Source organism: Nocardia sp. NPDC050175 (assembly GCF_044459885.1).
Taxonomy (GTDB): Bacteria; Actinomycetota; Actinomycetes; order Mycobacteriales; family Mycobacteriaceae; genus Nocardia.
The window spans coordinates 138,007-160,330 of the sequence record NZ_JBITJI010000017.1 but is presented as its reverse complement, the minus strand read 5'-3'; the positions used below and the strand labels follow the sequence as shown (position 1 = coordinate 160,330).

Annotated in this window: 24 protein-coding genes and 1 riboswitch; of the genes, 10 read left to right on the top strand and 14 right to left on the bottom strand. The window is 66.8% G+C overall.

Annotation, left to right across the window (positions count from 1 at the left end; all coding sequences use genetic code 11):
- Positions 1–23: 23 nt before the first annotated feature.
- Together ACIBK2_RS40480 and ACIBK2_RS40475 are read right to left on the bottom strand one after the other, a co-directional pair.
- Positions 24–647, bottom strand: coding sequence for an NAD(P)-dependent oxidoreductase (locus ACIBK2_RS40480; protein WP_396975604.1), 624 nt, complete (start codon positions 645–647; stop codon positions 24–26).
- Between the two features lie 175 nt (positions 648–822).
- Positions 823–1,959 carry an epoxide hydrolase family protein gene (locus ACIBK2_RS40475; RefSeq protein WP_396975603.1) on the bottom strand — a complete coding sequence of 379 codons (1,137 nt, stop codon included), beginning with the start codon at positions 1,957–1,959 and terminating at the stop codon, positions 823–825.
- A gap of 87 nt (positions 1,960–2,046) precedes the next feature.
- Here ACIBK2_RS40475 and ACIBK2_RS40470 point away from each other — a divergent pair, with 87 nt between their 5' ends.
- Positions 2,047–2,694, top strand: a complete 648-nt coding sequence (locus ACIBK2_RS40470) for a TetR/AcrR family transcriptional regulator (RefSeq protein ID WP_396975601.1) — start codon at positions 2,047–2,049, stop codon at positions 2,692–2,694.
- 82 nt (positions 2,695–2,776) lie between these two features.
- Positions 2,777–3,184: a VOC family protein gene (locus ACIBK2_RS40465; protein WP_396975599.1), complete on the top strand. Its 408-nt coding sequence runs from the start codon at positions 2,777–2,779 to the stop codon at positions 3,182–3,184.
- A gap of 3 nt (positions 3,185–3,187) precedes the next feature.
- Here the strand turns inward: ACIBK2_RS40465 and ACIBK2_RS40460 are convergent, their stop codons facing one another.
- Both ACIBK2_RS40460 and ACIBK2_RS40455 read right to left on the bottom strand, forming a co-directional pair.
- Positions 3,188–3,985, bottom strand: coding sequence for a thioesterase family protein (locus tag ACIBK2_RS40460; protein ID WP_396975598.1), 798 nt, complete (start codon positions 3,983–3,985; stop codon positions 3,188–3,190).
- Positions 3,986–4,093: 108 nt separating this feature from the next.
- Entirely contained in the window at positions 4,094–5,338 is a 1,245-nt protein-coding gene (locus tag ACIBK2_RS40455) for a KasA/KasB family beta-ketoacyl-ACP synthase (RefSeq protein ID WP_396975596.1), read from the bottom strand.
- A gap of 39 nt (positions 5,339–5,377) precedes the next feature.
- Here ACIBK2_RS40455 and ACIBK2_RS40450 point away from each other — a divergent pair, with 39 nt between their 5' ends.
- Both ACIBK2_RS40450 and ACIBK2_RS40445 read left to right on the top strand, forming a co-directional pair.
- On the top strand, positions 5,378–5,935 hold the full coding sequence (locus tag ACIBK2_RS40450; RefSeq protein WP_396975594.1) for a TetR/AcrR family transcriptional regulator: 558 nt from the start codon (positions 5,378–5,380) through the stop codon (positions 5,933–5,935).
- Positions 5,936–6,020: 85 nt separating this feature from the next.
- On the top strand, positions 6,021–7,559 hold the full coding sequence (locus tag ACIBK2_RS40445; RefSeq protein ID WP_396975592.1) for an MFS transporter: 1,539 nt from the start codon (positions 6,021–6,023) through the stop codon (positions 7,557–7,559).
- Here the strand turns inward: ACIBK2_RS40445 and ACIBK2_RS40440 are convergent.
- Complete coding sequence (locus ACIBK2_RS40440; protein ID WP_396975590.1) at positions 7,556–8,011, bottom strand: MarR family winged helix-turn-helix transcriptional regulator; 456 nt, start codon at positions 8,009–8,011, stop codon at positions 7,556–7,558. The two genes, ACIBK2_RS40445 and ACIBK2_RS40440, sit on opposite strands and share 4 nt — an antisense overlap.
- Before the next feature lie 57 nt (positions 8,012–8,068).
- Between ACIBK2_RS40440 and ACIBK2_RS40435 the strand changes: the two genes are divergently transcribed.
- Entirely contained in the window at positions 8,069–8,476 is a 408-nt protein-coding gene (locus tag ACIBK2_RS40435; RefSeq protein ID WP_396975588.1) for a VOC family protein, read from the top strand.
- 19 nt (positions 8,477–8,495) lie between these two features.
- Here ACIBK2_RS40435 and ACIBK2_RS40430 read toward each other — a convergent pair whose 3' ends face one another.
- Entirely contained in the window at positions 8,496–8,726 is a 231-nt protein-coding gene (locus ACIBK2_RS40430) for a DUF2510 domain-containing protein (RefSeq protein WP_396975586.1), read from the bottom strand.
- 99 nt (positions 8,727–8,825) lie between these two features.
- On the opposite strand from ACIBK2_RS40430, the gene ACIBK2_RS40425 reads away from it, so the two are divergent.
- Positions 8,826–9,317: a tetratricopeptide repeat protein gene (locus tag ACIBK2_RS40425; RefSeq protein WP_396975584.1), complete on the top strand. Its 492-nt coding sequence runs from the start codon at positions 8,826–8,828 to the stop codon at positions 9,315–9,317.
- Between the two features lie 9 nt (positions 9,318–9,326).
- On the opposite strand, the gene ACIBK2_RS40420 is transcribed toward ACIBK2_RS40425, so the two are convergent.
- A complete protein-coding gene (locus tag ACIBK2_RS40420) occupies positions 9,327–9,761 on the bottom strand; it encodes a MarR family winged helix-turn-helix transcriptional regulator (RefSeq protein ID WP_396975582.1) in 435 nt (144 codons plus the stop codon).
- 81 nt (positions 9,762–9,842) lie between these two features.
- Here ACIBK2_RS40420 and ACIBK2_RS40415 point away from each other — a divergent pair, with 81 nt between their 5' ends.
- Complete coding sequence (locus tag ACIBK2_RS40415) at positions 9,843–11,267, top strand: DHA2 family efflux MFS transporter permease subunit (protein WP_396975580.1); 1,425 nt, start codon at positions 9,843–9,845, stop codon at positions 11,265–11,267.
- Between the two features lie 82 nt (positions 11,268–11,349).
- Here ACIBK2_RS40415 and ACIBK2_RS40410 read toward each other — a convergent pair whose 3' ends face one another.
- The gene (locus tag ACIBK2_RS40410) at positions 11,350–11,751 is read right to left on the bottom strand and encodes a hypothetical protein (protein WP_396975578.1); all 402 of its coding nucleotides are present in this window, start codon (positions 11,749–11,751) and stop codon (positions 11,350–11,352) included.
- A 216-nt stretch (positions 11,752–11,967) separates the two neighbouring features.
- Here ACIBK2_RS40410 and ACIBK2_RS40405 point away from each other — a divergent pair, with 216 nt between their 5' ends.
- Entirely contained in the window at positions 11,968–12,765 is a 798-nt protein-coding gene (locus tag ACIBK2_RS40405; protein WP_396975576.1) for an LLM class flavin-dependent oxidoreductase, read from the top strand.
- A gap of 27 nt (positions 12,766–12,792) precedes the next feature.
- Here ACIBK2_RS40405 and ACIBK2_RS40400 read toward each other — a convergent pair whose 3' ends face one another.
- A complete protein-coding gene (locus ACIBK2_RS40400) occupies positions 12,793–13,362 on the bottom strand; it encodes a hypothetical protein (RefSeq protein ID WP_396975574.1) in 570 nt (189 codons plus the stop codon).
- 150 nt (positions 13,363–13,512) lie between these two features.
- Between ACIBK2_RS40400 and ACIBK2_RS40395 the strand changes: the two genes are divergently transcribed.
- On the top strand, positions 13,513–14,784 hold the full coding sequence (locus ACIBK2_RS40395; RefSeq protein WP_396975572.1) for a lipase family protein: 1,272 nt from the start codon (positions 13,513–13,515) through the stop codon (positions 14,782–14,784).
- Between the two features lie 84 nt (positions 14,785–14,868).
- On the opposite strand, the gene thiC is transcribed toward ACIBK2_RS40395, so the two are convergent.
- On the bottom strand, positions 14,869–16,518 hold the full coding sequence (gene thiC / locus ACIBK2_RS40390) for a phosphomethylpyrimidine synthase ThiC (RefSeq protein ID WP_396975570.1): 1,650 nt from the start codon (positions 16,516–16,518) through the stop codon (positions 14,869–14,871).
- A riboswitch (TPP riboswitch) is annotated at positions 16,510–16,619 on the bottom strand. (Overlaps the previous gene by 9 nt.)
- Positions 16,620–16,750: 131 nt before the next feature.
- Complete coding sequence (locus ACIBK2_RS40385; RefSeq protein WP_396975568.1) at positions 16,751–18,154, bottom strand: lipase family protein; 1,404 nt, start codon at positions 18,152–18,154, stop codon at positions 16,751–16,753.
- A 97-nt stretch (positions 18,155–18,251) separates the two neighbouring features.
- On the opposite strand from ACIBK2_RS40385, the gene ACIBK2_RS40380 reads away from it, so the two are divergent.
- Entirely contained in the window at positions 18,252–18,941 is a 690-nt protein-coding gene (locus ACIBK2_RS40380; RefSeq protein WP_396975566.1) for a TetR/AcrR family transcriptional regulator, read from the top strand.
- A gap of 67 nt (positions 18,942–19,008) precedes the next feature.
- Here the strand turns inward: ACIBK2_RS40380 and fahA are convergent, their stop codons facing one another.
- The 3 genes from fahA to ACIBK2_RS40365 form a co-directional block, all read right to left on the bottom strand.
- Positions 19,009–20,190, bottom strand: a complete 1,182-nt coding sequence (gene fahA / locus ACIBK2_RS40375) for a fumarylacetoacetase (RefSeq protein WP_396975564.1) — start codon at positions 20,188–20,190, stop codon at positions 19,009–19,011.
- Entirely contained in the window at positions 20,187–21,383 is a 1,197-nt protein-coding gene (locus ACIBK2_RS40370) for a homogentisate 1,2-dioxygenase (RefSeq protein WP_396975562.1), read from the bottom strand. The genes fahA and ACIBK2_RS40370 overlap by 4 nt, the downstream gene beginning before the upstream one ends.
- Positions 21,384–21,684: 301 nt before the next feature.
- Entirely contained in the window at positions 21,685–22,311 is a 627-nt protein-coding gene (locus ACIBK2_RS40365) for a TetR/AcrR family transcriptional regulator (RefSeq protein WP_396975560.1), read from the bottom strand.
- Between the last annotated feature and the right edge of the window lie 13 nt (positions 22,312–22,324).

Sequence of the window (22,324 nt, the reverse complement as noted above, 5' to 3'; positions counted from 1 at the left end):
TAGGGCGGCACGGTGTCCCGCCCTCAGTTCGAGATACCCGGAGCCTGGTGCAGATAGGTCGTGTCGTTCAGCTGCTCGAGCATGAAGTCGGCGATATCGGCGCGGGAGATCTTCAGCGCCAGCCCGCGCTCGTCGGCGGGGAAACCGCGGCGGAAGGCCCGGGTGCGCGGGCCGTCGGTGAACGCGCTCGGCCGCACGATGGTCCAGTCCAGGTCGCTGGCGCGCACATACGCCTCCTGCTGCACATGGTCGGCGTAGGCCTGGCGCAGCAGCATCCCGAACATCAGGTACTTCCACACGAAGTTCAGGTTGCCCCTGCTCTCGCCCGCGCCGAGCGTGGTCTGCACGATCACCCGCTTCACCCCGGTCCGGCCCATCGCCTCCAGCACCGCGAGGGTGCCCTCGGCCCGGACCACGCCTTTGCGTCCCGCGCCGAGCGAGATCAGCACGGCGTCCTGGCCGACGATCGCCCGGCCGACCGAATTGGTATCCAGCACATCGCCTTCCACGATGTGCAGCCGCTCGTGCCGCTGCGCGAGGCCCGCCGCGTTACGGGTGAAGGCGGTCACCTCGTGCCCCTCCTCGATGGCCTGCGCGACCACCAGGCGACCTACCGTGCTGGTGGCTCCGAAGACTGCGAGTTTCATGGTGTTTCTCTCCTTTGTCGAAAGCTGTTGAACTGTTGGTGAATTCAGTACAACAGCGCGAAGTGAGACGAACCATGGCCTCGAGTCTCGAAGACATAAGAGACTGTCTCGCGCGGCCCGGACGGGCGATGGCCCACACCCGTCGCGCGGGTGCGAGCCATCGAGCGGTCGGACTTCAGCCGATCTTGGCGAAGAACTGCCGGATGTCGCCCACAAGCAGCTCGGGCGCCTCGTGCGCGGCGAAGTGGCCTGCGGCGTCGTTCGGACCGCCGGTCCGCGAGCCCGCGTCGTAGGAGTTCCAGCTGACGATGTTGCGGTGGTCCCGCTCGGCGAACCGGCGGATCGACTGGAAATCGCCCTTGAACATGGCGAGTGCCGTCGGGGTCGTGGTCGGACCGGTCGGGCGATCGGTGCTGTGCGCCTCCTCGTAGTAGAACCGGACCGACGACGCCGCGGTGCCGGTCAGCCAGTAGAGGGCGACGTTGCCGATGACGAACTCGGCGTCCAGGCTCTCGCCGAAAAGCTGGGCGTTCCAACCCAACAGGCCGATCGGCGAATCGGTGAGCGCGTAGGCCAGCGTTTGCGGTTGCTGGCTGCACAGGATGTTGAAGGCCATCTTGTTGTCCTGGAACCACTTCAGATGCTCGAGCGCCGCCAGATCCGCCGGCGAGAGGTCGACGAACTCGGCCGGATCGCCGGACGGGAACGAAAACAGCTGCGTCACATGGACACCCACCACCTGGTCCGGCGCCAGGCGGCCCATCTCGGGGGAGACCATCGAACCGCCGTCGTTGCCGATCGCACCGAAGCGCTGGTAGCCGAGCCGATCCATCAGCTCGATCCAGGCCTTGGCGACGCGGCGCATGGTCCACCCGGTGCTGTGCGTCGGGCCGGAGAAACCCATGCCGGGCAGGGCCGGAATCACCAGGTGGAAGGCGGGATCCTCGGCCGACTCCGGTGCGGTCAGCGGCTCGATGAGATCGAGGAATTCGAGCACCGAACCGGGCCAGCCGTGGGTGAGGACCACCGGCAGCGCGTCCGCGCGGGCCGACCGGATGTGCAAGAAGTAGATGTCCTCGCCGTCGATCTCGGTGGTGAACTGCGGGTAGGAGTTCAGCTTCGCCTCGAGCGCCCGCCAGTCGAAGGTCTCCAGCCAGTACTGCGCGAGAGTGCGCACCCGATCCACGGGCACGCCGTACGAGTCGCCGACACCCGGCAGCTCGCTCGGCCACAGGGCCCGGCGCAGGCGGTCGGACAGATCGTCGAGCTGGGCCTGGGGGACGTTGATCTGGAAGGGCTTGATGGTGCTCATTGCGATCTCCTTGTAAAACGGAATGCTTCGTTCTGTTTGAAACCGTAGCAGAACGGATCATTCCGTTTCAAGTGTTATGCTGAAGTCATGCCGAAACCGCCCGATGCTCCAGCTCAGAAGGCCTTGCCCGGCCGGAAGGCGCAGGCGGCCCGCAACGACGGGCTGATCCTGGACGCCGCGCGCGCCGTGTTCCTGGCCGACGCCAATGCCCCGATCGCCGCCGTCGCCGAGCGGGCCGGGGTGGGGATCAGTGCGCTGTATCGCCGCTACCCGAGCAAGGAAGTCCTGCTGCGCACGCTCTGTTACGACGGGCTGCGCCGCTACAACGTGGAAGCCGATGCGGCGCTGGAGGATTCGGACGGCTGGCAGGGACTGGTCGGCTTCCTGGAACGGGTCGTCGACGCCGACGTGCACTCGCTGACGGTGCACCTCGCAGGCACCTTCACGCCGGACGAGTCGATCCTGCCCGCCGTGACGCATTCGGCCGAGGCGAACGACGAGATCGTGCGCCGCGCGCGGGCCACCGGGCGGCTGCGCCCAGGGGTCACCTCGGAGGATCTCGGCCTCATCCTGGAATCGTGTGCGGCCATCTCGATGCCCGATCCGGATCGCACCGCGCAGCTGCGCCGCCGGGTGCTGGCCATGCTGGTGGCCGGCCTGTCCGTGGACGGTGAACTGCCCGGCCCCCCGCCCAAGGCGGGCGAGTTCGCCTGGCGTTGGGAGCGGCGGCAATGAGCCGTCGCGCACTGTCGACGAATTCGCCCGCCGCGCGCCGTCCGCGCTGGTAGGAATACTGCAGACGCGAAAGGACCCCGCTATGAACTGGACGCTCGAGGTGGTGATCGTCCCGGTGTCGGACATCGACCGGGCGAAGGATTTCTACTCGCGGAAACTGGGCTTCGTCATCGACCACGACGTGGTGCCCGGCGAGGGGATGCGCATCGTGCAGCTCACCCCGCCCGGCTCCGGCTGTTCCATCGTGATCGGCGAGGGCGCCGTCCCGAAGATGGTGCCCGGGTCACTGCAGGGCCTGCAACTGGTCGTGCCCGATATCCGAAAGGCGCACGCCGAGTTGGTATCTCGCGGAGTGGAGGTGAGCGAAGTGCAGATCCTCGGCGCGAACCCGCCCGGCGTGGCCGACCCGCTCGACAACATCGGCTTCGTCTTCTTCGCCGATCCCGACGGCAACGGCTGGACCGTCCAGCAGATCTCCACCCGCCCCTGACGGCTACTGCCGGGTGGTGAGGAACAGGGTCTGGGTGCTGCGGCCCAGCGGACCCTTCTCGTCGAAGAGTGCGGATTCGGCCAGGCCGATGCCGTGCGGTTGCGGGTAGGTGACCGCGTCCAGGCAAACCCATTCACCGGCCGGTTGCCGGTGCAGGGTGACCGTGAGGTCGGTATTGATGAAAAGGTAACTGGACCAGTCGAGCACGGAACTGACGCCGTTGCCGGAATCGGCGGCGGCTAGGGTGCGTTCCAGCGGGCTAGGGTCGGTGCCCGCGACGATCGGGTACTTCAGCCTGATCCAGCAGATCGCCGGTCCCGCTTCGATGAAAGAGCCGGTGACGAAGCGGTATTCGATGCCGGTGTGGAAGCCGACGGCCTGGTCCGACGGGAACGATGTCGCGCCGGGTACGTGCTCGGGGCCGGGGCGAGCACCGGTCGGCAGGATGTGTTGGGGAAGTTGGAGTTCCGGGTCGGCTCGCTTGAATCGCCATGCATTGGCCTGCATTACCGGCCCGCGATCGGTCGACAAGGTTGCCTCGATCAACTCCACGCTGCGGCCGGCACGCGCGACGCGGGTCTGAACGGTAAGCGGCTCCAACGGAATCGGGCCCAGGATCTCCACGGCGACGCGTCCCACCTGAAAACCCTCGCGCGGCTCGCAGCGCTCGATCGCGTGGCCGAGCAGCGCCGAGGGCGGACCGGCATGCTGCGCATCCGGCGACCACGGGCCCCGCGTCAGTTCGGTCGAAACGAACCGATTCGGGTCTGCGTCGTCAGGTAGGTAGAAAGCGTCGCTCACATCGTTGTCCGTCCGTCGGACCGGCAGCGCTGCCGGTCTGCGAGTTGTTCGGTCTACGAATTCTGCAACGACGGGTTCGGGTGCGAGATTCCGGCCGGTAGTGCGGGACTAGACCCGGCCGAAGGCCAGCGCCACGTTGTGGCCGCCGAAGCCGAACGAGTTGTTCACTGCGTAGTCGATGCGCTGCTTGCGTGGCGCGCCGCTGACTATATCCAGGTCGATCGCCGGATCGCGGTTGTCGAGATTCAAGGTGGGCGGGACGATCTGGTCGCGCAGCGTCAACATCGTGACGAGCGATTCGAGGGCGCCGACCGCGCCGATGGAGTGTCCCAGTGCGGATTTCGGGGCGTAGATCGACGCGTTCGGTGCCACGGCGGCGATCGCATTGGCCTCCGACGCATCGCCGATCGAGGTCGAGGTCGCGTGCGCATTGATGTGCTGAATATCCGAAACCTGTAGTCCAGCAGTCTGTATCGCTTTGCGCATGGCCCGCGCCGCGCCCACACCGGCCGGCTCCGAGGCAACGATGTGATAGGCGTCGGAGGTGATTCCCGCGCCGAGCACCCGGCCGTGGATCTCGGCGCCGCGGGCCCGCGCGTGCCGCTCGGATTCGAGCACCAGCAGCGCGCCCGCCTCGCCGAAAACGAATCCGTCCCGATCCCGATCGAACGGCCGCGACGCCCGCTCCGGTTCCTCGTTGCGGGTGCTCATCGCCCGCATCATGGCGAAACTCGCGATGGGCACCGCGTGGATGTGCCCCTCGACGCCGCCGGTCACCACCACATCGGCCTCGCCGGTGCTGATCAGCCGCCAGGCCTGCGCGATCGCCTCCGAGCCGGACGAGCAGGCCGACACCGGCGCGAAAACGCCTGCCTTGGCGCCGATTTCGAGGCCGACGGTGGCGGCAGGCCCGTTCGGCATCACCATCGGCACCGACATCGGCGATACCTTCCGATAGCCGCCGGCCCGCATCGCGTCGACCGCGTCGATCAGTGCGTCGCCGCCGCCGAGTCCCGTGCCGATGGCGACTGCGAGCCGCTCGCCATCCATTTCCGGAGCGCCTGCCTTATTCCAGACGGCACGGCCGAGCACCAGGGCCAGCTGTTCGACATAGGACAGTCGCCGCTGCTCGACCCTGGTCAATTGCTCGCCCGGATGCGACTTCAGCTTGCCGCCGATGCGCACCGGCAGGTCGTACTCGGCGACGAAGTCCTCGGCGAGCACGCCGATGCCGCTGTGCCCGAGCAGCAGCTCGGACCAGGTCGTATCCATGTCCTCGGCCAGCGACGTGGTGGCCGCGTAGCCGGTGACGACGACGGCAGGCCGAGTTTCTGAAGCGATTGTTACAGTCACGATGTCATGGATACCTGTACCAGTCGCTACAGTCAACTCATGGCTCGTCCCCTCGACCACGCGAAACGCGCGGAGTTGCTCGCCGCCGTCGTGCACTACATCGCCGACCATGGCCTGGCAGAGCTGTCCCTGCGTCCGCTCGCCGCGGCGCTCGGCACCAGCTCACGCATGTTGATCTATTACTTCACCACCAAGGAGGAGCTGCTGGTCCAGGCGCTGGCCACCCAGCGCCCCGACCTCGCGACACTGTTCTCGGAGGTCGCCGATGTCACCGAGTTGCGCGCGCAGCTGTGGGAGTTCTGGCAGGCCAACACCTCCGGCGACGGCCGCACCAGCGTTCGGGTGATGCTGCAGGTCCTGGGCACGTCCTGCGCCTCGCACAGCCCGTACGCCGATTACGCCAAGACTGCCATCGCGACCTTCATCGACTCGCTCGCCGACGGCCTGCGTGGACTGCCTGCCATCGATGATCCAGAACTCGTAGCGACACTGCTTGTTTCGGGCCTGCGCGGCATTCTCCAGGATCGCCTGATCACCGGCGACGTCGACCGTACCGACCGCGCCGCCCGTCTGCTGATCGACCAAGCCCTGCGCTAGTTGTTTGTCGGATGACCGGCGGCGCGGTTACTTGGTGTTTGCTAGAGCGCAGTGGATGCTGAGTTGGGGCGAGCGAGGAGGCGGGATGGCTGCGAGCGTGCCTGGGCCGGAGGCTGACAAGTCGACGGTGGGTGGCGTGCGGTGGGTGATGCTCGCCGTGCTCTGCGCCAGCCTGTTGTTGGTGGCGATGGATGCCACCATCCTGAATGTCGCGCTGCCGTCGCTGATCGCCGATCTGCGGGTGGGGCAGCTCGAACAGCTGTGGATCATCGACGTCTACGGGCTGGTGCTCGGCGGGCTGCTGATCACCACGGGCGCGGTCGGTGACCGGGTCGGCCGAAAGCTGCTGTTCCTGATGGGTTTCGTGCTCTTCGGCGTGGCCTCGGTGGTGGCGGCGACGTCGCAGAGTTCGTGGCAGTTGATCGCCGGGCGGGTGCTGCTCGCCATCGGCGGCGCGATGGTGATGCCGTCCACGTTGTCGCTGATCAGGAACATCTTCACCGATGTGCGCGAGCGCACCCTGGCCATCGGCATCTGGGCCGCGGTGGCGGGCGCGGGCGCGACCATCGGCCCGATCGTCGGCGGGGTGGTGGTCGAACAGTTCGGCTGGGCCTCGGCGTTCTGGTTGAACGTGCCGGTCGTCGTGCTCACCGTGCTGGTCGGCGCCTGGCTGCTGCCGGAATATCGTGCGCCACAATCGGGTTCGCTCGATTGGCTGGCCGCCGTGCTGTCCATCGTCGGGATCGTCGGATTGGCCTGGGGCATCAAGCATGTCGCCAAAGGCACACCCGCACTGGTGGACTGGGTCATCTTGGTGCTCGGTGTGCTGCTGCTCGTCTGGTTCGCCCGCCGCCAGCTCGCCGCCGCCGACCCGCTGCTCGACGTGCGATTGTTCCGCAACGGCGCCTTCTCGGCCGCCGCGCTCGCCACGCTGCTCGCCATGCTCGCGATCGGCGCCGCACTGTTCCTGATCTCGCTGTGGCTGCAGTACGTGCACGGCTACTCGCCGTCCGAGGCGGGCCTACGCACCCTGCCGTCGGCGTTGACCCTGCTGGTCGCGTCGCTGGCGACCCCGTGGTTGATGCAGCACATCGGCGTTCGCGCCGTGCTCGCCATCGGGCTCGGCGCGCTGGCCATCGGGTTCCTCGGGCTGGCGCTGAGTCCCGAGCCGACCACGTATCCCGTTGTCGCACTGGTGCTCGCGTCCTTCGGTCTCGGCGACGGTCTGGCGATCACCGCGGCCGCCGCCGTCCTGGTCTCCGCGGTGCCGCCGGAACGCGCCGGGCAGGCCGGTGCGGTCTCGGAGACCAACTACGAACTCGGCATCGGCCTCGGTGTCGCCTTGCTCGGCAGTATCCACGGTCGTGTTTTCACCGAGAACATGGTGGGGCTCCCGCTGCATGGTGAAAATCTGGACGAGGCAAGGGAATCCATCGGTGGTGCCGTGGAAGTAGCAGGCCGCCTGGACAATGCGACCCGCGAGCAAGTCCTGGACACCGCCCGTCACGCCTTCGACACCGCCCTCACCACCACCGCCTACGTCTCGGCGGCCATCGTCACCACCGTTGCTGTGGTCGCAGTCTGGTTGGTTCCCAAGGGATTCCGAGTAACCGGCTCCCATTAGCTCTCGGGCGGGTAGGCGTGCTCGAAGAGGCGGCGCATCAGGTCGGACAGTTGGTCGCGCTCCTTCGGGCTCAGCGGCGCGAGCAGGTCGTCGCCGACCTGGTGTGCCTCCTTGCCGAGAGCGGTCAGTGCGGTGCGACCGGTGCGGGTGATCCGCACGGTCATCCGTCGTCGATCGTTATCGTCCCGCGTGCGCTCGACCTGCCCGGTCGCGGCAAGCTCGTCGACGATCTTGGCCACATCGCTGGGGTGAATGGTGAGCCGCTCGGCCAGATCTCGCTGCGCGTGCGGCCCGAAGTCGGCCAGGGCGGCGAGTATCGCCATGTGCCACAGGCGAAGTCCACGCGCCGCCAACCGATCCGCGAACCGCCCGCGCGCGGCCTTGCCCACCCGCGACAGCAGGTAGATATCCAACCCGAGCAAGCTCGGCGGCAAGGCGCGTCCAGCGTTCATCGCCCTATTGTAGGGCCGAACCTATAATAGGTCAGCACCTACTAAATGGAGAACGCCATGGACGCCCTGCATCCGAGACTGCTCGTCACCCGCTTCGCCGACTGCTTCACCTTCTACGCCGCCGTCCTCCCGGAGCTGATCGGCGCCGAACTGATCAAGGGCACCGCCGCAGGCCCCTACGCCAACTGGGACGTCGACGACCAAGCCGTCCTGGTCCTTTTCGACCGCGCCGCCATGGCCGACATAGCGGGAACCGCCACCCTGCCAACACGATCCGCCCCCGCCCAAGACGCAGTCATGTTCGTCTGTCGCGTCAAAGACGTAGACGCCGGCCTGGACCTCTGCCTCCGCCACGGCGCAACCGTGGTCGCCGCCCCCACCGACCGCGAACAGTGGGGCCCCAACCTCCGCACCGCCCACCTCCGCGACCCCGACGGCACCCTGATCGAACTGCAGTCCTATTGACTCGACCGGATGTCGAGGTTCACTGGCGCGGCTGAGTCTGCGCGGTCCACTGATGTCCATCGAACCAGCGCAGCATTGCCGGGTTGGCGTTGTCGGGGTACCAGCCCGGCGCGATCGTGCCGGGCGGTTGAAGTCGCGGTTGTCGGGTCGAGCTGGACTTCACCACCAGGTACGTGACGCCGCCGATCCCCGCCATGATCGCAAAAAGGACAAGCAGGATGAGAATGTGCCAGACGCTGATTGCTCCCATCCGATCAGTATTCACCGGGTTGGGCTGCTGGTGGCCGGTGTCATGATGTCGTCACCATTGCGACGATCGGGCCAGGCGATCTGTGCGAAAGTTGGCAGCGTGAACCGAGATTGGGAAGAGCGGGTAGCCGCGGCCTGGGCCACCTTCGATGACTACGACGAAGCCGACGCGGGCGAGTTCCGTGCGGTGATCGACGCGCTGGTCGCCGAGTTGCCCAGCGACCACCCGCTCGGACCCTTCGAGCAGGCGGGCGCCTGGGATTCAACGGGCCACTCCGACAAGGCGATTCCGCTGTACCGGGAGGCGTTGGCGCGCGGGCTCGACGGTAGTCCGCGGCGTCAGGCCACCATCCAACTGTCGAGCTCGCTACGGAACATCGGTCAGGCGGAGGAGGGCGTCACGCTCTTGACCGAGGAACTCGCCGCCCGCACCGACGAATTGGACGACGCCGTGCGCGCGTTCCTGGCCCTGTGCCTGTCCACCCTCGGCCGCGACCGCGAGGCACTCTCGCTGGCGCTTGGTGCCCTCGCCCCGCACCTGCCTCGATACCAGCGCTCCACCGCGAACTACGCCCGAGAATTGGTCGAGTAGGGCTTTCGCTCAGCCCGCCGCGTCGGGTTCCTCTCCGATCGCCTTGAGCGCGAGCCGATGCAGCGTGCGCCGCTCCTGCTCGTCGAGACGGCCGAGCACTCGTTCGGTGGCGCGTTCTACTTCCGCATCGGTCTGTGCGCACTGCGCCCTGCCCGCCTGCGTCACGGTCAACCGGTACTTGCGTCGGTCGTCGGTATCCCGGGTGCGGACCACCAGCCCCGCCTGCTCCAGGCCGTCGATCAACCGGACCATCTCGCTGCGGTCGATGCCGAGCGACGCGGAAACCTGCTGCTGGGACAGCTCGCCGAACTCCTCGAGGCAGGTCAGTACCCAGTGGTCGCGCAGCGACGAGCCCAGTTCGGCGTGCACCGCCTTGTGCAGCTTGCCGAGGGCGTAGCTCGGGAAGCGCAGCAGGCCGCGGGGATGCAGGTGGTCATCGGACATTCCGACATCTTATCCATTGTTGAGTCGCAAGATTGTTGATAGTCTCCACAATCTCAGAGCTCTACTGATTTCGGAGGGTCCATGTCGGATACTCGAACGGCGGTGCCGGCCGCCGAACCCGCACTCGAAGCCATCCCCGCGGCGGTCTGGCGGGTCGCGGGCGTCGTCGTCTTCGGCGCGGTGATGAGCATGCTGGACACCTCGCTGGTGAACGTCGGGCTCAACACCATCGCCACCGATCTCGGGGCGACACTCGACAGCGCGCAGTGGATCGCCAGCGGCTACCTGCTCGCGCTCGCGGTCACCTTGCCGCTGGTCGGTTGGCTGGGTAGGCGGTTCGGTTTGGATCGGGTGTGGATCGGAGCGCTCATCGGGTTTACCATCACCTCGGGGCTGTGCGCATTGGCGCCGAATGTCGGATGGCTCATCGCATTACGCATCGCGCAGGGGTTGACCGCAGGGCTGCTGGTGCCCGCGGGACAGGCCATGATCGGTCAGGTGGCCGGGCCGCAGCGGCTGGGGCGGGTGATGAGCGTGGTCGGCATCGCGGTAGTCGCCGCCCCCGCCGTCGGACCGACCGTCGGCGGCGTGATGCTGGCCCAACTACCTTGGGAATGGCTGTTTTTGATCAATATCCCGTTGGGCCTCGTCGCGTTGGTGCTGGCGCTGCGGGTGCTGCCGCGCATCGAGAAATCGGACTCGGGCACCTTCGATTTCGTCGGGTTCGCCCTGATCGGGGCCGGGTTGTCGCTGCTGGTTTACGGGCTCGGCGAATTCGGCAGCCGGGGTGAGTTCTTCGCCCCGACGGTGGGTGTGCCGGTGGTGCTCGGTGCGCTTGCCCTGATCGGGTACGTGCTGCGGTCGGTGCGCGGACGCGGACCGAAGCTGTTGGACGTCAGCATGTTTCGCAGCCCGGTGTTCAGTACAGCCAACGCCGCCAACTTCTTCAACGGAGCCTCGCTGTTCGGCTCGATGCTGTTGCTGCCGTTGTACTTTCAGCTGCTACACGGACAGAGCCTGATCGTCACCGGATTGTCCTTGGCGACCTTCGGTCTCGGCGGCATCATCGCGCTGCCGATCGCGGGCCGGTTGACCGATCGGTACGGCGGCGGGGTCGTCGCCATGGTCGGCAACACGTTGGCGGTGCTGGTAACCGTGCCCTTCGCCTTCGGTGACGCGTCGATGAACCTCGTGCTGATCCAGATCCTGCTGCTGATCCGCGGCATCGGCACCGGGCTGACCGGCATCCCGGTCGTCGCGGCCGCCTACGCCGCGGTCCGCCGCGACCAACTGTCCGACGCGGCGTCGACGGTGAATATCCTGCAGCGCGTCGGTGGTTCGATCGGTGCGGCCCTGCTCGCGGTGGTGCTCTACCGGTCGGCCGCCGCCGGCCTCCCGATCGACGCCGCTTTCCGCCAGGCCTTCTGGTGGCTCACCGCCGCGACCGCCATCTCGCTGGTCGCGTCGATCTGGTTGTGGCGCACGGAGGTTCGCCTGCGCCGCTAACGGCACGTAGGTTCCGTGGTACCACGTCGCGGGGTCCAGAGCGGACCCCGCGACCAGATGTGCTGCGCCGAGCGGGCATTCGTCAGGCGTCGAGGGCTGCGGTGACCTTGCGGGCCATCGCCGCCACGGCAGGGCTCGGGTCGCCCTTGCGGGACTGAGCGGCGGCTTCGACGGCGACGAGGACGGTGTCGCGGAAGTTGTCGGCCTCGCCCGGATACTGCTTGCCGAGCAGGTGCATGGCCGCGGTCAGGCTCGGCAGCACGTGGTCGGCCAGGTCGGCGACCGACTTGCCTTGCAGGTGAATATCTTTGGACTTGGCGGAGAGCACGTGCCCGACCAGCCCGGTCGCCGAGGTCAGGGCGATGGAGCCGTGCGAGATGCCCTTGTGCGGCGCACCAGCGGCAGCCATGAGCGCGACAGTGCCGTAGGCGGCGGTCCGCAGGGTGCTCTTGTCCTGGTCGCTGAGGGTGATGGTGTTGGACATGTCGTGTACTCCTCGAAATCGGTGGTGGCACTGACTCTGTCGGTGCCGGTCGTTTTGCTCGATGTACACACTCTGGCTGGGCTCGCTGACACCGACCTGACACCCGCCTGACGCCTACTGACACAAGTCCCGGTGGGGCAGCTGGACTGTGTCGATGAATTTCGGGCGGGTCGGCCGTCAATATGTCTGGATAGACCGACAGAGAGGAATTCGGACATGACGCGACCGTTTCGATTCGGGGTTGTCGCCCCGCTCATGACTGACCTGCCGACGTGGCGAGATCGCGTTCGTCGCATCGCCGACAGCGGCTACTCGACGCTGCTGGTGCCCGACTTCCCGCTCACGCAACCGGCGCCCGGTCCCCTGCTTGCCACTGCCGCAGCCCTTACCGACCTGCGCGTTGGCACCTGGGTGTATGCCTCGCCGTTCCGCCCGCCGTGGATGACGGCGTGGGAAGCGCACTCGCTGTCGCTGCTGACCGACGGTCGTTTCGAGATGGGCATCGGCACCGGCAGGCCAGGAATCGAGGACGAGCTCCGCGACAAGGGGCTGCCCGTGCTCTCGCCGAGTGAGCGGCTGGCTCAGATCGGTGAAACCGTCAGGGCGCTACGCGATCTCGATGGCCCCGACCTGCACACGCCGGTGGCGATGGCCGTACTCGGTCCGAAGGCCAGGGCGCTGGCGGCCGAGGTCGCGGACACGGTCACCTTCGCGCTGGGGGATCAGTCGCGGACCGAAGTCGCGCGGCTGGCCCAGGACTTCCGCGCGGTTCCGGACATCGAGCTCGCGCTCGCCGTGCCGGTCATCGGCGACGAGGTCGCGCCGCACATGGGGCCTCCCGAAACCGACCCGGCAGCGCTTCGCGCGGCGGACGCACTGACCGTACTTCCGGACGACCCGGCCGCCGCCATCGAGGAAATTCAACGGCGACGAGAAGAAATCGGCTTCTCCTACTTCATCTTCGGCGCCGACTTCGCCGAAAGGTTCGCACCTGTCGTCGCACAGCTCGGGTGACGACAGGTCGTCAGTGATCGGCGCCGGTCAGAACGCTTGACTGAACCGATACCAGGGTCCATTGATATGCCAGTACCCGTACTGCCCGTCTCGGATCGGTCCACCTTCGGCCACGGCGTCCGCCGGGACACCGTTCGGGAGATGGGCAATACCCACCGAATCCATGAAGCCACCGTCGGTATAGAAGTGGCACCCGGCGGCGCGCCGACTGGCATGGGTGACCAAGTAGACGCCGATGAGGCCGGTATCAGTGCACCGGACTTCGGCTCGTTCGAGGCTGCCTTCCGACAGCGCCCAGCCGACGCTGCGCGGAATGTCGGTATGGAGCAGCGCGAAGGTGATCGCCACTATCGCCGGGGCGATCAGACCGAGCATGAAGGTGCGGTAGTAGAGCATGGCGACCAGGGCTGGGACGAGCCAGCCGATAGCGGCGAGCCCCAACACGAATATGGCGGCCATGAACCCGAGGAAGGAACCATTGGACATGCCGAACCACAGCAGCGCGATACAGCACAGCGCGGCGAGAAAGGTAGTCGCTATCAGCGGCGCGGCCCAACCGTCCGGGAGCTGACGGACGGGATCGGCGGTCACACTCATGCGCTGATCCTGCTGCATGCACTGCCTGTGGGGCGACTGAAAAGAACGCACGTCGAGGGTCCCACCTATCAATCCCGTGGTTATTAATATTGACCCGACAATTTGCTATATGTGTGCTGCGTCCGGTGTATCCGAGCAATGGAGGTCGGGATGTCCAGTAAGGCGCAGCGACGCGTCTGCGGGTTAGGCGTTGCCGCAGTGGCCGTCATGGTGACGTTGGCCGGGCCGGCGATTGTGTCATCGAATCCGGCGGGTGCGGCGCCACCCCTGCCGCAGGTGGATGAGTTCTACCAGCCACCAGCCGGTTTCGAGGCCGCGGCGCCGGGCGCGATTCTGCGATCCCGGCCGATCGAGTTGGTGGTGCAGTTGCCTGCGCAGGCTTGGCAACTGCTCTATCGCACCACCAATGTGTTCGAGCAGCCGGATGTCACCGTCACCACGGTGTTCCTGCCCGACAATGTCCGACCGGACCGGCCGTTGGTGTCGCAGCAAATGTTCGAGGACGCGTCCGGTCCGCAATGTGTCCCGTCCTACGGGCTGCAGGCGGGTGCCCAGTCCTCTACGGAGACCACGGGGCAGATAAAGGATTTGCAAACCATGCTGGCGAACGGCTGGGTGGTGTCGGTGCCCGACTTCGGCGGGCGATTCGGCCACTTCCCGGTTGCCCAGGAGCCCGGTTTCATGGCGCTGGATGGCATTCGCGCGGCCACGCGGTTCGCGCCGCTCGGTCTCGGCTCCGAGACCCGCGTCGGTCTGTTCGGGTATTCGGGCGGCGGGTTCGCGACGGGGTGGACGGCTGAGCTGCAACCCAGTTACGCACCCGAGCTCAACATTACCGGCGCCGCGTACGGCGGCCCCGGAGCGGATATCAATGCGGCATTGTTCACCACGAACGGCGGGCCCTTTTCGGCCATAGTCGGTAGCGGCCTGTCGTCCTACTACGCGACCTATCCCGAGGTCAAAGCGGCGATGCGACCGCACCTGACACCCGAGGGGGCGGCCGTGATGGATCAGATCCAGACGCAATGCCTGACGACGACGCTGGCCCAGCAGTTCTTCGGCGACTGGAAACGGTACTTCGACATCCCGTTGGACCAGGTCCTGGCGTTGCCGCCGCTCGCCGACGTTATCAACCAGGCCAGGTTGGGTACCCACGCGCCGTCGGCGCCGCTTTATGTCTTTCAAGCTGTGCAGGACGAGGTGATTCCGGTGGGCTCGACCGACCGGATGGTCGAAGATCTCTGTGCCCGTGGGGCTCGGGTCACCTATATCCGTGAGCAGCTGGCCGAGCATTTGAGCATGATTTTCTCGGCCTCCCCTGCCGCGTTCTCTTGGCTGGGGGAACGCCTCAGCACCGATGCTCCGGCACCGGCCGGATGTAGCAGCACTACCGTGCTGTCCCAATTCATCGCCGCGAAGTAACCGGTCGGGCAGTGCGCCGGTAAAGAAGCGTCCGGCTCCCGCAGGTGCGGAAGCCGGACGTGTTGCTGGACAGGCGAACTCGACCTACGTGACGATCGGCAGGTACACCGCGTTCCCACTGTCGACGAACTCGGCGGACTTCTCCGCCATCCCGGCCTCGATCGCCTCCACGTCGGTGAGCTGGTTGCGCTCGGCGTACTCGCGCACGTCCGCGGAGATGCGCATCGAGCAGAACTTCGGCCCGCACATGGAGCAGAAGTGCGCGGTCTTGGCGGGCTCGGCGGGCAGGGTTTCGTCGTGGTATTCCCTGGCCGTGTCCGGATCCAGCGACAGCGCGAACTGGTCGCGCCAGCGGAATTCGAAACGCGCCTTGGACAATTCGTTGTCCCGGTCCTGCGCGTGCGGGTGCCCCTTGGCCAGGTCGGCGGCGTGCGCGGCGATCTTGTAGGTGATCACGCCGACCTTGACGTCGTCCCGATTGGGCAGCCCGAGATGTTCCTTCGGGGTGACGTAGCAGAGCATGGCCGTGCCGGCCTGCGCGATGATCGCGGCGCCGATCGCCGAGGTGATGTGGTCGTACGCGGGCGCGATATCGGTGGCGAGCGGGCCGAGGGTGTAGAACGGCGCCTCCTCGCACAGCTCCTCCTCGAGCCGCACGTTCTCCACGATCTTGTGCATCGGCACGTGTCCCGGGCCCTCGATCATCACCTGCACGCCAAAGGATTTCGCGATCTTCGTCAGCTCGCCGAGGGTGCGCAGCTCGGCGAACTGCGCCGCGTCGTTGGCGTCGGCGATGGAGCCGGGCCGCAGACCGTCGCCGAGGGAGAACGTCACGTCGTACTTCGCCAGGATCTCGCACAGCTCGGCGAAGTTGGTGTACAGGAACGATTCCTGGTGATGCGCCAAACACCAAGCGGCCATGATGGATCCGCCGCGCGAGACGATGCCGGTGACCCGCTTGGCGGTCAGCGGCACATAGCGCAGCAGCACGCCCGCGTGCACGGTCATGTAGTCGACGCCCTGCTCGCACTGCTCGATCACGGTGTCGCGGTAGATCTCCCAGGTGAGCTGGGTCGGATCGCCGTTCACCTTCTCCAGCGCCTGATAGATCGGCACGGTGCCGACCGGGACGGGGGAGTTGCGCAGGATCCACTCGCGGGTCTCGTGGATGTTCTTGCCGGTGGACAGGTCCATGATGGTGTCCGCGCCCCAGCGGGTCGCCCACACCATCTTCTCCACCTCCTCGGCGATCGAGGACGAGACGGCCGAGTTGCCGATGTTCGCATTGATTTTCACCAGGAACTTCTTGCCGATAATGGTCGGCTCCAGCTCTGGATGCTTGTGGTTGGCGGGAATTACCGCGCGACCGAGCGCGACCTCGTCGCGCACCAACTCAGGTGTCACCCCCTCTCGGGCGGCGATGAAGCGCATCTCGGGCGTGATGATGCCCTGCCGCGCCCAGGCCAGCTGGGTCGGCGGCCCTTCGACCTCGGGCTTGGTCCAGGTGTCACGCAATTTCGGTAGGCCCGACTCCAGATCGATCTGGGCTGTGTCGTCGGTGTACGGGCCGGAGGTGTCGTAGACGTCGAAATGCTCACCGTTCGTCAGATTGACCCGACGGACCGGAATGCGCAGCCCGTCAACCTCGGTGTAGTGCTTGACACTGCCTTCGATGGGTCCGGTGGTGACGGTGTCGATGATCTCGGAGCCGTCTTTGGACGTAGCAGTTGCCATGATCGTTCCTCCCTACGCCGGCATTACCCGGTCAGGTTCATACGGTCGACGGCCCTAGCCGTCCTCTCAGCCCGCTGGTGCGAGCCCCCGTTGGCGGTGTGAAATTTTCCAGGCCGAGACTACAGCCACATCCTGTGGGTCGCCCCATGATCGGACGAGCTCCGCCTCCAGACCCGAAAAGCCTGGCCCCCAACCGGACATTCCGGTCGAGGGTCAGGCAACGGGCGGGCGATCAGCGCTCGCGGGGGCCGATCGGGAAACCCAAGGCACCGAAGGTGGCGTTCAGGTTGATCTCGATCTGCGTGAGCAGGGCGTTGAAGTCGGCCAGCATGGACACCACGTTGTCGGTGCGGCAGCCGAACTGGTCCGGTGCGTTCGGCGCGAGCCGCGACTTCAGCCAGTTGAGCGTGTCGGCCATGCCGAGCGACGGCAGGGTCAGATGCTCGCTGAGGTGATCGCGCTTGTAGATGACCGACGCGCCGCCCGCACACCACTGCTGGTCCAGCCGGTCATTCGTCCACACCGGCACCGCCTCGTCGAAGACGCCCTGGTACAGGAAGATCGGCGCGGTCGGAATGTTGCGGCCGAGTACCGTCTGCTCGAAGGTCTCCTTGATCTCGGGAACCTGCAGGAAGTCCGGAATCGGAATGGTCAGCAGCCGCCCGTAGTCGACGAACATCTGGGTGACCGCGTTGCGCGGCAGGCAGGTGCGCTCGGTCCGGTCCATCAGCGCCTGCCCCTCGGGCGTCAGGTACCGATCGGCCGCCTCCTTGAACTTCGGATAGGCCTTGCGCAGCGAGGAGATGCCGATGCCGATCAGCGACGAGAACATCGACCCGTTGACGTGCAGCAGCGACACCACATCCGAGGTCGGCGCGCCGAGGGCGATGCCCTTGACGTTCAGTTCGGGTGCGTAGGTCGGCTGCATCTCGGCGGCCCAGCCGGAGCCCATGCCGCCGCCGGAGTAGCCCCACAGGGCGACCGGGGTGTTCGTGCCGTCCAGGCCGAGCGGCTGGAAACCTTCGGCGGCGCGGATGCCGTCGAGGGTCATGTACCCGGGTTCCTTCGGGACCGTGAGGTGACCGTCGAGGCCCTCGTAGTCCGGCACCGAGATCGCCCAGCCCTGGCTGATCAGCCCGGCGATCGCGATCAGTTCGCTCTGCGAGTGGATGCCCTCCAGCCCGGCCAGGCCCGAACCCTGTTGCAGCACATACGACGGTGAGCAGTCGTTGCTTGCGCTGTCGTAGTAGAACTGCAGCGAAACCAGCGGACGGGAGCGGTTCGGATCCGCGCCCGCGGGCAGGATGATCGTGGTGACGGCGACGGTGGGCTGTTCGTTGAGATCGGTGGTGCGGTAGAGCAGCTGCCAGGAACGCACATTGAGCGGCAGCGCGGTCAGGACCGCGAGGTGCACCTCGCGCGATCGGAGAATCGCGCCGGGTGCTTGACCTTCGAATCCTTCGGGGGGTTGGTAGAACGAGTCCTCGTGCGGGAGTGGCACTGCGGCGGCGGGCGCGGGCTGGACCGCGCCGTTCAGCAGCACGGTGGCCATGGCGATCGCCATCGTCACCAACACGGCCACCGTACGTTTTCCGGTCCGCGGGCGGCCGGTCGGATCACCATTGATCACTGACACGTATGCGTCCTTCCTCATCAACGTGACAGCGATTACAGCACGAGAACCTGTTACTAACAAGAACTCTTTTTAAACGCCATCGAGCTATGGTCGAGGTATGACCCGCAGCAAATCCGCCGCGCGGCCTGCCGAGGGGCCGGCGCGCCGCCGGATCCGTGGACTCGACGCCGAACAGCGCAGCGCCCAGCGGCGCAATCAGCTGCTCGACGCGGCCACCGAACTGTTTGCCGAGCACAGCTATTCGGGAACATCGATCGAGCAGATCTGCCAGCGCGCCTATGTCGGAACCAAAGGGTTCTACGACCATTTCGACAGCAAGGAAGCGTGCTACATCGCGCTGCTCGAACAACTCACCGCGCAGATCCAGCAACGGGTGATCACCGGCGCCGTCGCGGCCGCCGAGCTGGCCTGGCCACAGCGGGCCGCGCCGGTGATCGAGGCCTTCGTGCACGCCATCGCCGACGATCCGCGCTTGGCCAAGGTGACTTTCGGTGAGGCGGGCGGTATTTCGCCGACGGTGGAGCGGATTCGGCGCAGCAACCGACGGTGGTCGGCCGCCTTCCTGGACCGGGAGTGGTCCGGCGAACCCGCGAGCGATCCCGGTGTGCAGCGGGCGCGGCTCGCGCTGGCGCTGGCCGCCATCGGCGGCATGTTCGAACTCGTCGCGGATTGGCTGCACCATCACGACGACGGCGGCACGCCGGACGGCAAGGACCTGCTCATCGAGGACCTGACCGGGTTCATCGCGGTGGTCTACGCGGGCCGGGGAGCGGTTGCGGGACAATAGATCATAGAAAAACGACGCGAGTCGGGCCGAGTTTTTCGGCCCGACTCGCGTCGTTGTGCTGTCCTGCTTATCCGCGCGGGCGCGCGGGCGCGATACGGCCCCTGACCTCGCCGAGACCGATGCGCCGCACATCGGCGCCCGGCGCGGACGCGGTGATGACCACCTCGTCGCCGTCCTCCAGGAAGGTGCGCTTCTGGCCGTTCACCAGCACGGGTTCGCTACCGCCCCAGGACAGTTCGATGAACGAGCCGCGCTGATCCGGCTCCGGGCCGGAGATGGTGCCGGAGGCGTACAGGTCGCCGGTGCGGGTAATGGCGCCGTTCGCGGTGAGGTGGGCCAGCATCTGCGCGGGTGACCAGTACATCCGGGAGAACGGCGGGTGCGACACCGCCTCCCCGTTCCAGGACACCGTCAGGTCGATGTCGAGACCCCACGGTTCCTTTTCCCGCAGGTAGGGCAGGGGTTCGGGGGACTGCTCCTGGGTCGGCACCCGGGCGGGTTCCAGCGCGGCCAGCGGCGTGACCCACGGTGCGATCGATGTCGCGAAGGACTTACCGAGGAACGGGCCGAGCGGCTGGTACTCCCAGGCCTGGATGTCGCGGGCGGACCAGTCGTTGACCAGCACGACGCCGAAGACGCGCTCGGCGAACTCGCCGGTCTCGACGGGATCGCCGAGCTCGGAACCGACACCGACCAGGAAGCCGAGTTCGGCCTCGATATCCAGTCGCCGGGAGGGGCCGAAATCCGGTGTGCCCGAATCGGTTCGGCGCTGACCGTTGGGGCGGATCACTTCTGTGCCGGACACCACCACGGTGCCCGCGCGACCGTGGTAGCCGACCGGCAGGTGCCGCCAATTCGGCAGCAGCGGTTCGCTGTCCGGCCGGAACAGGCGGCCGAGGTTGGTCGCGTGGTCGAGGCTGGCGTAGAAGTCGACGTAGTCGCCGATCGGCACCGGCAGGCCGAGGCGCACCTCGTGCAGCGGATGTATTGCGGTGCTGTCGATTTCATTGTCGACCAGCTCGCGCACGCGTTCGCGCACCTCGCGCCAGCGGCGCGGGCCCTGCGTCATGAGGGCGGCCAGGCTCGGTTCGGCGAATTCCGGATCGCCGAGTGCGGTAGCGAGATCGATGACCGAATCGCCCAATCGCGTTCCGACACGGTAGTTCTGGCCGTCCGGCGCGAACACGCCGTAGGGCAGGTTGTCGGTGCCGAACAGCGAATCGGCGGGTACCTCGACGCGAGTTTTCACGCGGGCCCCCGACCCGACCAGGTCCAGGCGTAGGCCGGGTCCTCGCAGGCGAGGGCGCCCTCGCCGAGTTCCAGCGGCCGGAAGGTGTCGACCATGACCGCGAGTTCGTCGAAGTAGTCGAGCCCGATGCTGCGCTCGTAGGCGCCGGGCTGCGGGCCGTGCGCGTAGCCGCCCGCGTGCACCGACACCGAGCCCTGTCCGATCCCGGATCCCTTGCGCGCCTCGTAGTTTCCGCCGCAGTAGAACATGATCTCGTCGGAGTCCACGTTGGAGTGGTAATACGGCACCGGGACCGACAGCGGGTGATAGTCGACCTTGCGCGGCACGAAATTGCACACCACGAAGTTGTTCCCCTCGAAGGCTTGATGGGCGGGCGGCGGCTGGTGGACACGGCCGGTGATCGGTTCGAAGTCGCTGATATTGAACGTGATCGGATACAGGCAACCGTCCCAGCCGACCACGTCGAACGGGTGGGTGGCGTAGCGCAGCCTGGTGCCGACGACCTGGCTGCCTGGCCGGTGCTTGACCAGCACCTCCACGTCGGTGCCGGTGGCGGTCAGCGTCTCGGTCGGGCCGTGCAGGTCGCGCTCGCAGTAGGGCGCGTGCTCGAGCAGCTGGCCGAACTTCGACAGATACCGCTTCGGCGGGGTGATGTGGCTGGAGGCCTCGATCACGTACGCGCGCAAGGGTTCCGGACCGGTCGGCAGCCAACGATGGGTGGTCGCGCGCGGGATGAGTACCTGATCGCCCTGCCGCGCGGGCACCGCGCCGAAGACCGTTTCGAGCACGGCGGCACCGGATTCCAGGTAGACCAGCTCGTCGCCGATCGCGTTGCGGTACAGCGGCGAAGCCCCCTTGGCGACCACATAGGAGATGCGCACGTCAGCGTTGCCGAGCAGCAGGCGCCGTCCGGTCACCGCGTCGGTCCTGGCGGGTGTGTCGCCGGGGAACAACTCGTGCAGCCGCAGATGTCGGTGCCGCAGTGGATGATTCGGGGTGGTGGACTGATCGGGCAGCTCCCACACCGTCGAGTCGACGATCGCGGGCGGCTGCCCACGGTGGTACAGCAGTGACGAGTCGCCGGAGAAGCCCTCCTCGCCCATCAGCTCCTCGTAATAGAGCTGGCCCTGTTCATCCCGATGTTGGGTATGCCGTTTCGGCGGCACCGCTCCTACCTGTCGGTAGAACGCCATGACCGCACCTCCTTGCCTGGCTTGTGGCCTGGTTCAACTAAGTCACCATCGTAGTGATGGCGGGCCGGGCGCAGTGGCGGAATCCACCCCCGACAGGGCGAATTCTGCCGGAACATCGGAGCATCGGGAGGCATTTCGACTAGCTGTTCGGTTAGTAGCCGACGATTTGTCAAACACGGTGGTTGACGCACAGGCCGACTGATGTCGAGAGCACATGGGTAACTCGTCGGGCATGGACTGGCCCAGCTCTGCTACCCCGCCGGTCGTCAACGCGACCTGAGTATTCGGAGGGCGGCGGAGCTCAGGCGTGACGGAGTGCGCGGTACACGGCGGCACCGACGAAGGCGCCGAGATCCTGTGGTGTCCAAGCGCCTTCGTCCGAGAGCAGGTTGCGCACCGCACCTTCACCTGCCGATACCCAAAGCTCCACCAGCACCGGCAGTTTGCGCTCGGCGTCCGCAGTGCCCCAAGCGCGCAGCGTCGGCCGCAGCAGGGCACTGCAGCGCTCGATGGCGAGTGCGCGGCCGCGGCCGAACGAATCCGCAACGGCCGGATCGGGATTGCCGTAGAGCAGGCGCCAGGCGTCTGGCCGGGCGGCGGCCTTCTCCAGCAGCGCCCGGAAGCCTTCGATGAACACGGTCTCGCCCGCGTCGACGTCGCGGCGCCGCATCACCCCGAGCAGGTCGTCGACCAGGTAGCTTTCCTCGCGCTGGATGAGCGCCTCGATCAGTTCGACGCGATCGGCGAAGCAGGCGTAGACGACCGGACGGGTCACGTTCATCCGCTCGGCGATGGCGGCCATGGTGATCGCCGCGATGCCGTGCTCGACGGCGATGGCCAGCGCGGTGTCGAGCACCTGCGGCCGGCGGCGTTCTGGGCCGAGGTGCGGCGCTCGCTGCCGCGGCCGCACGGCCGAATCGCTACCCATGGGCACCAACATA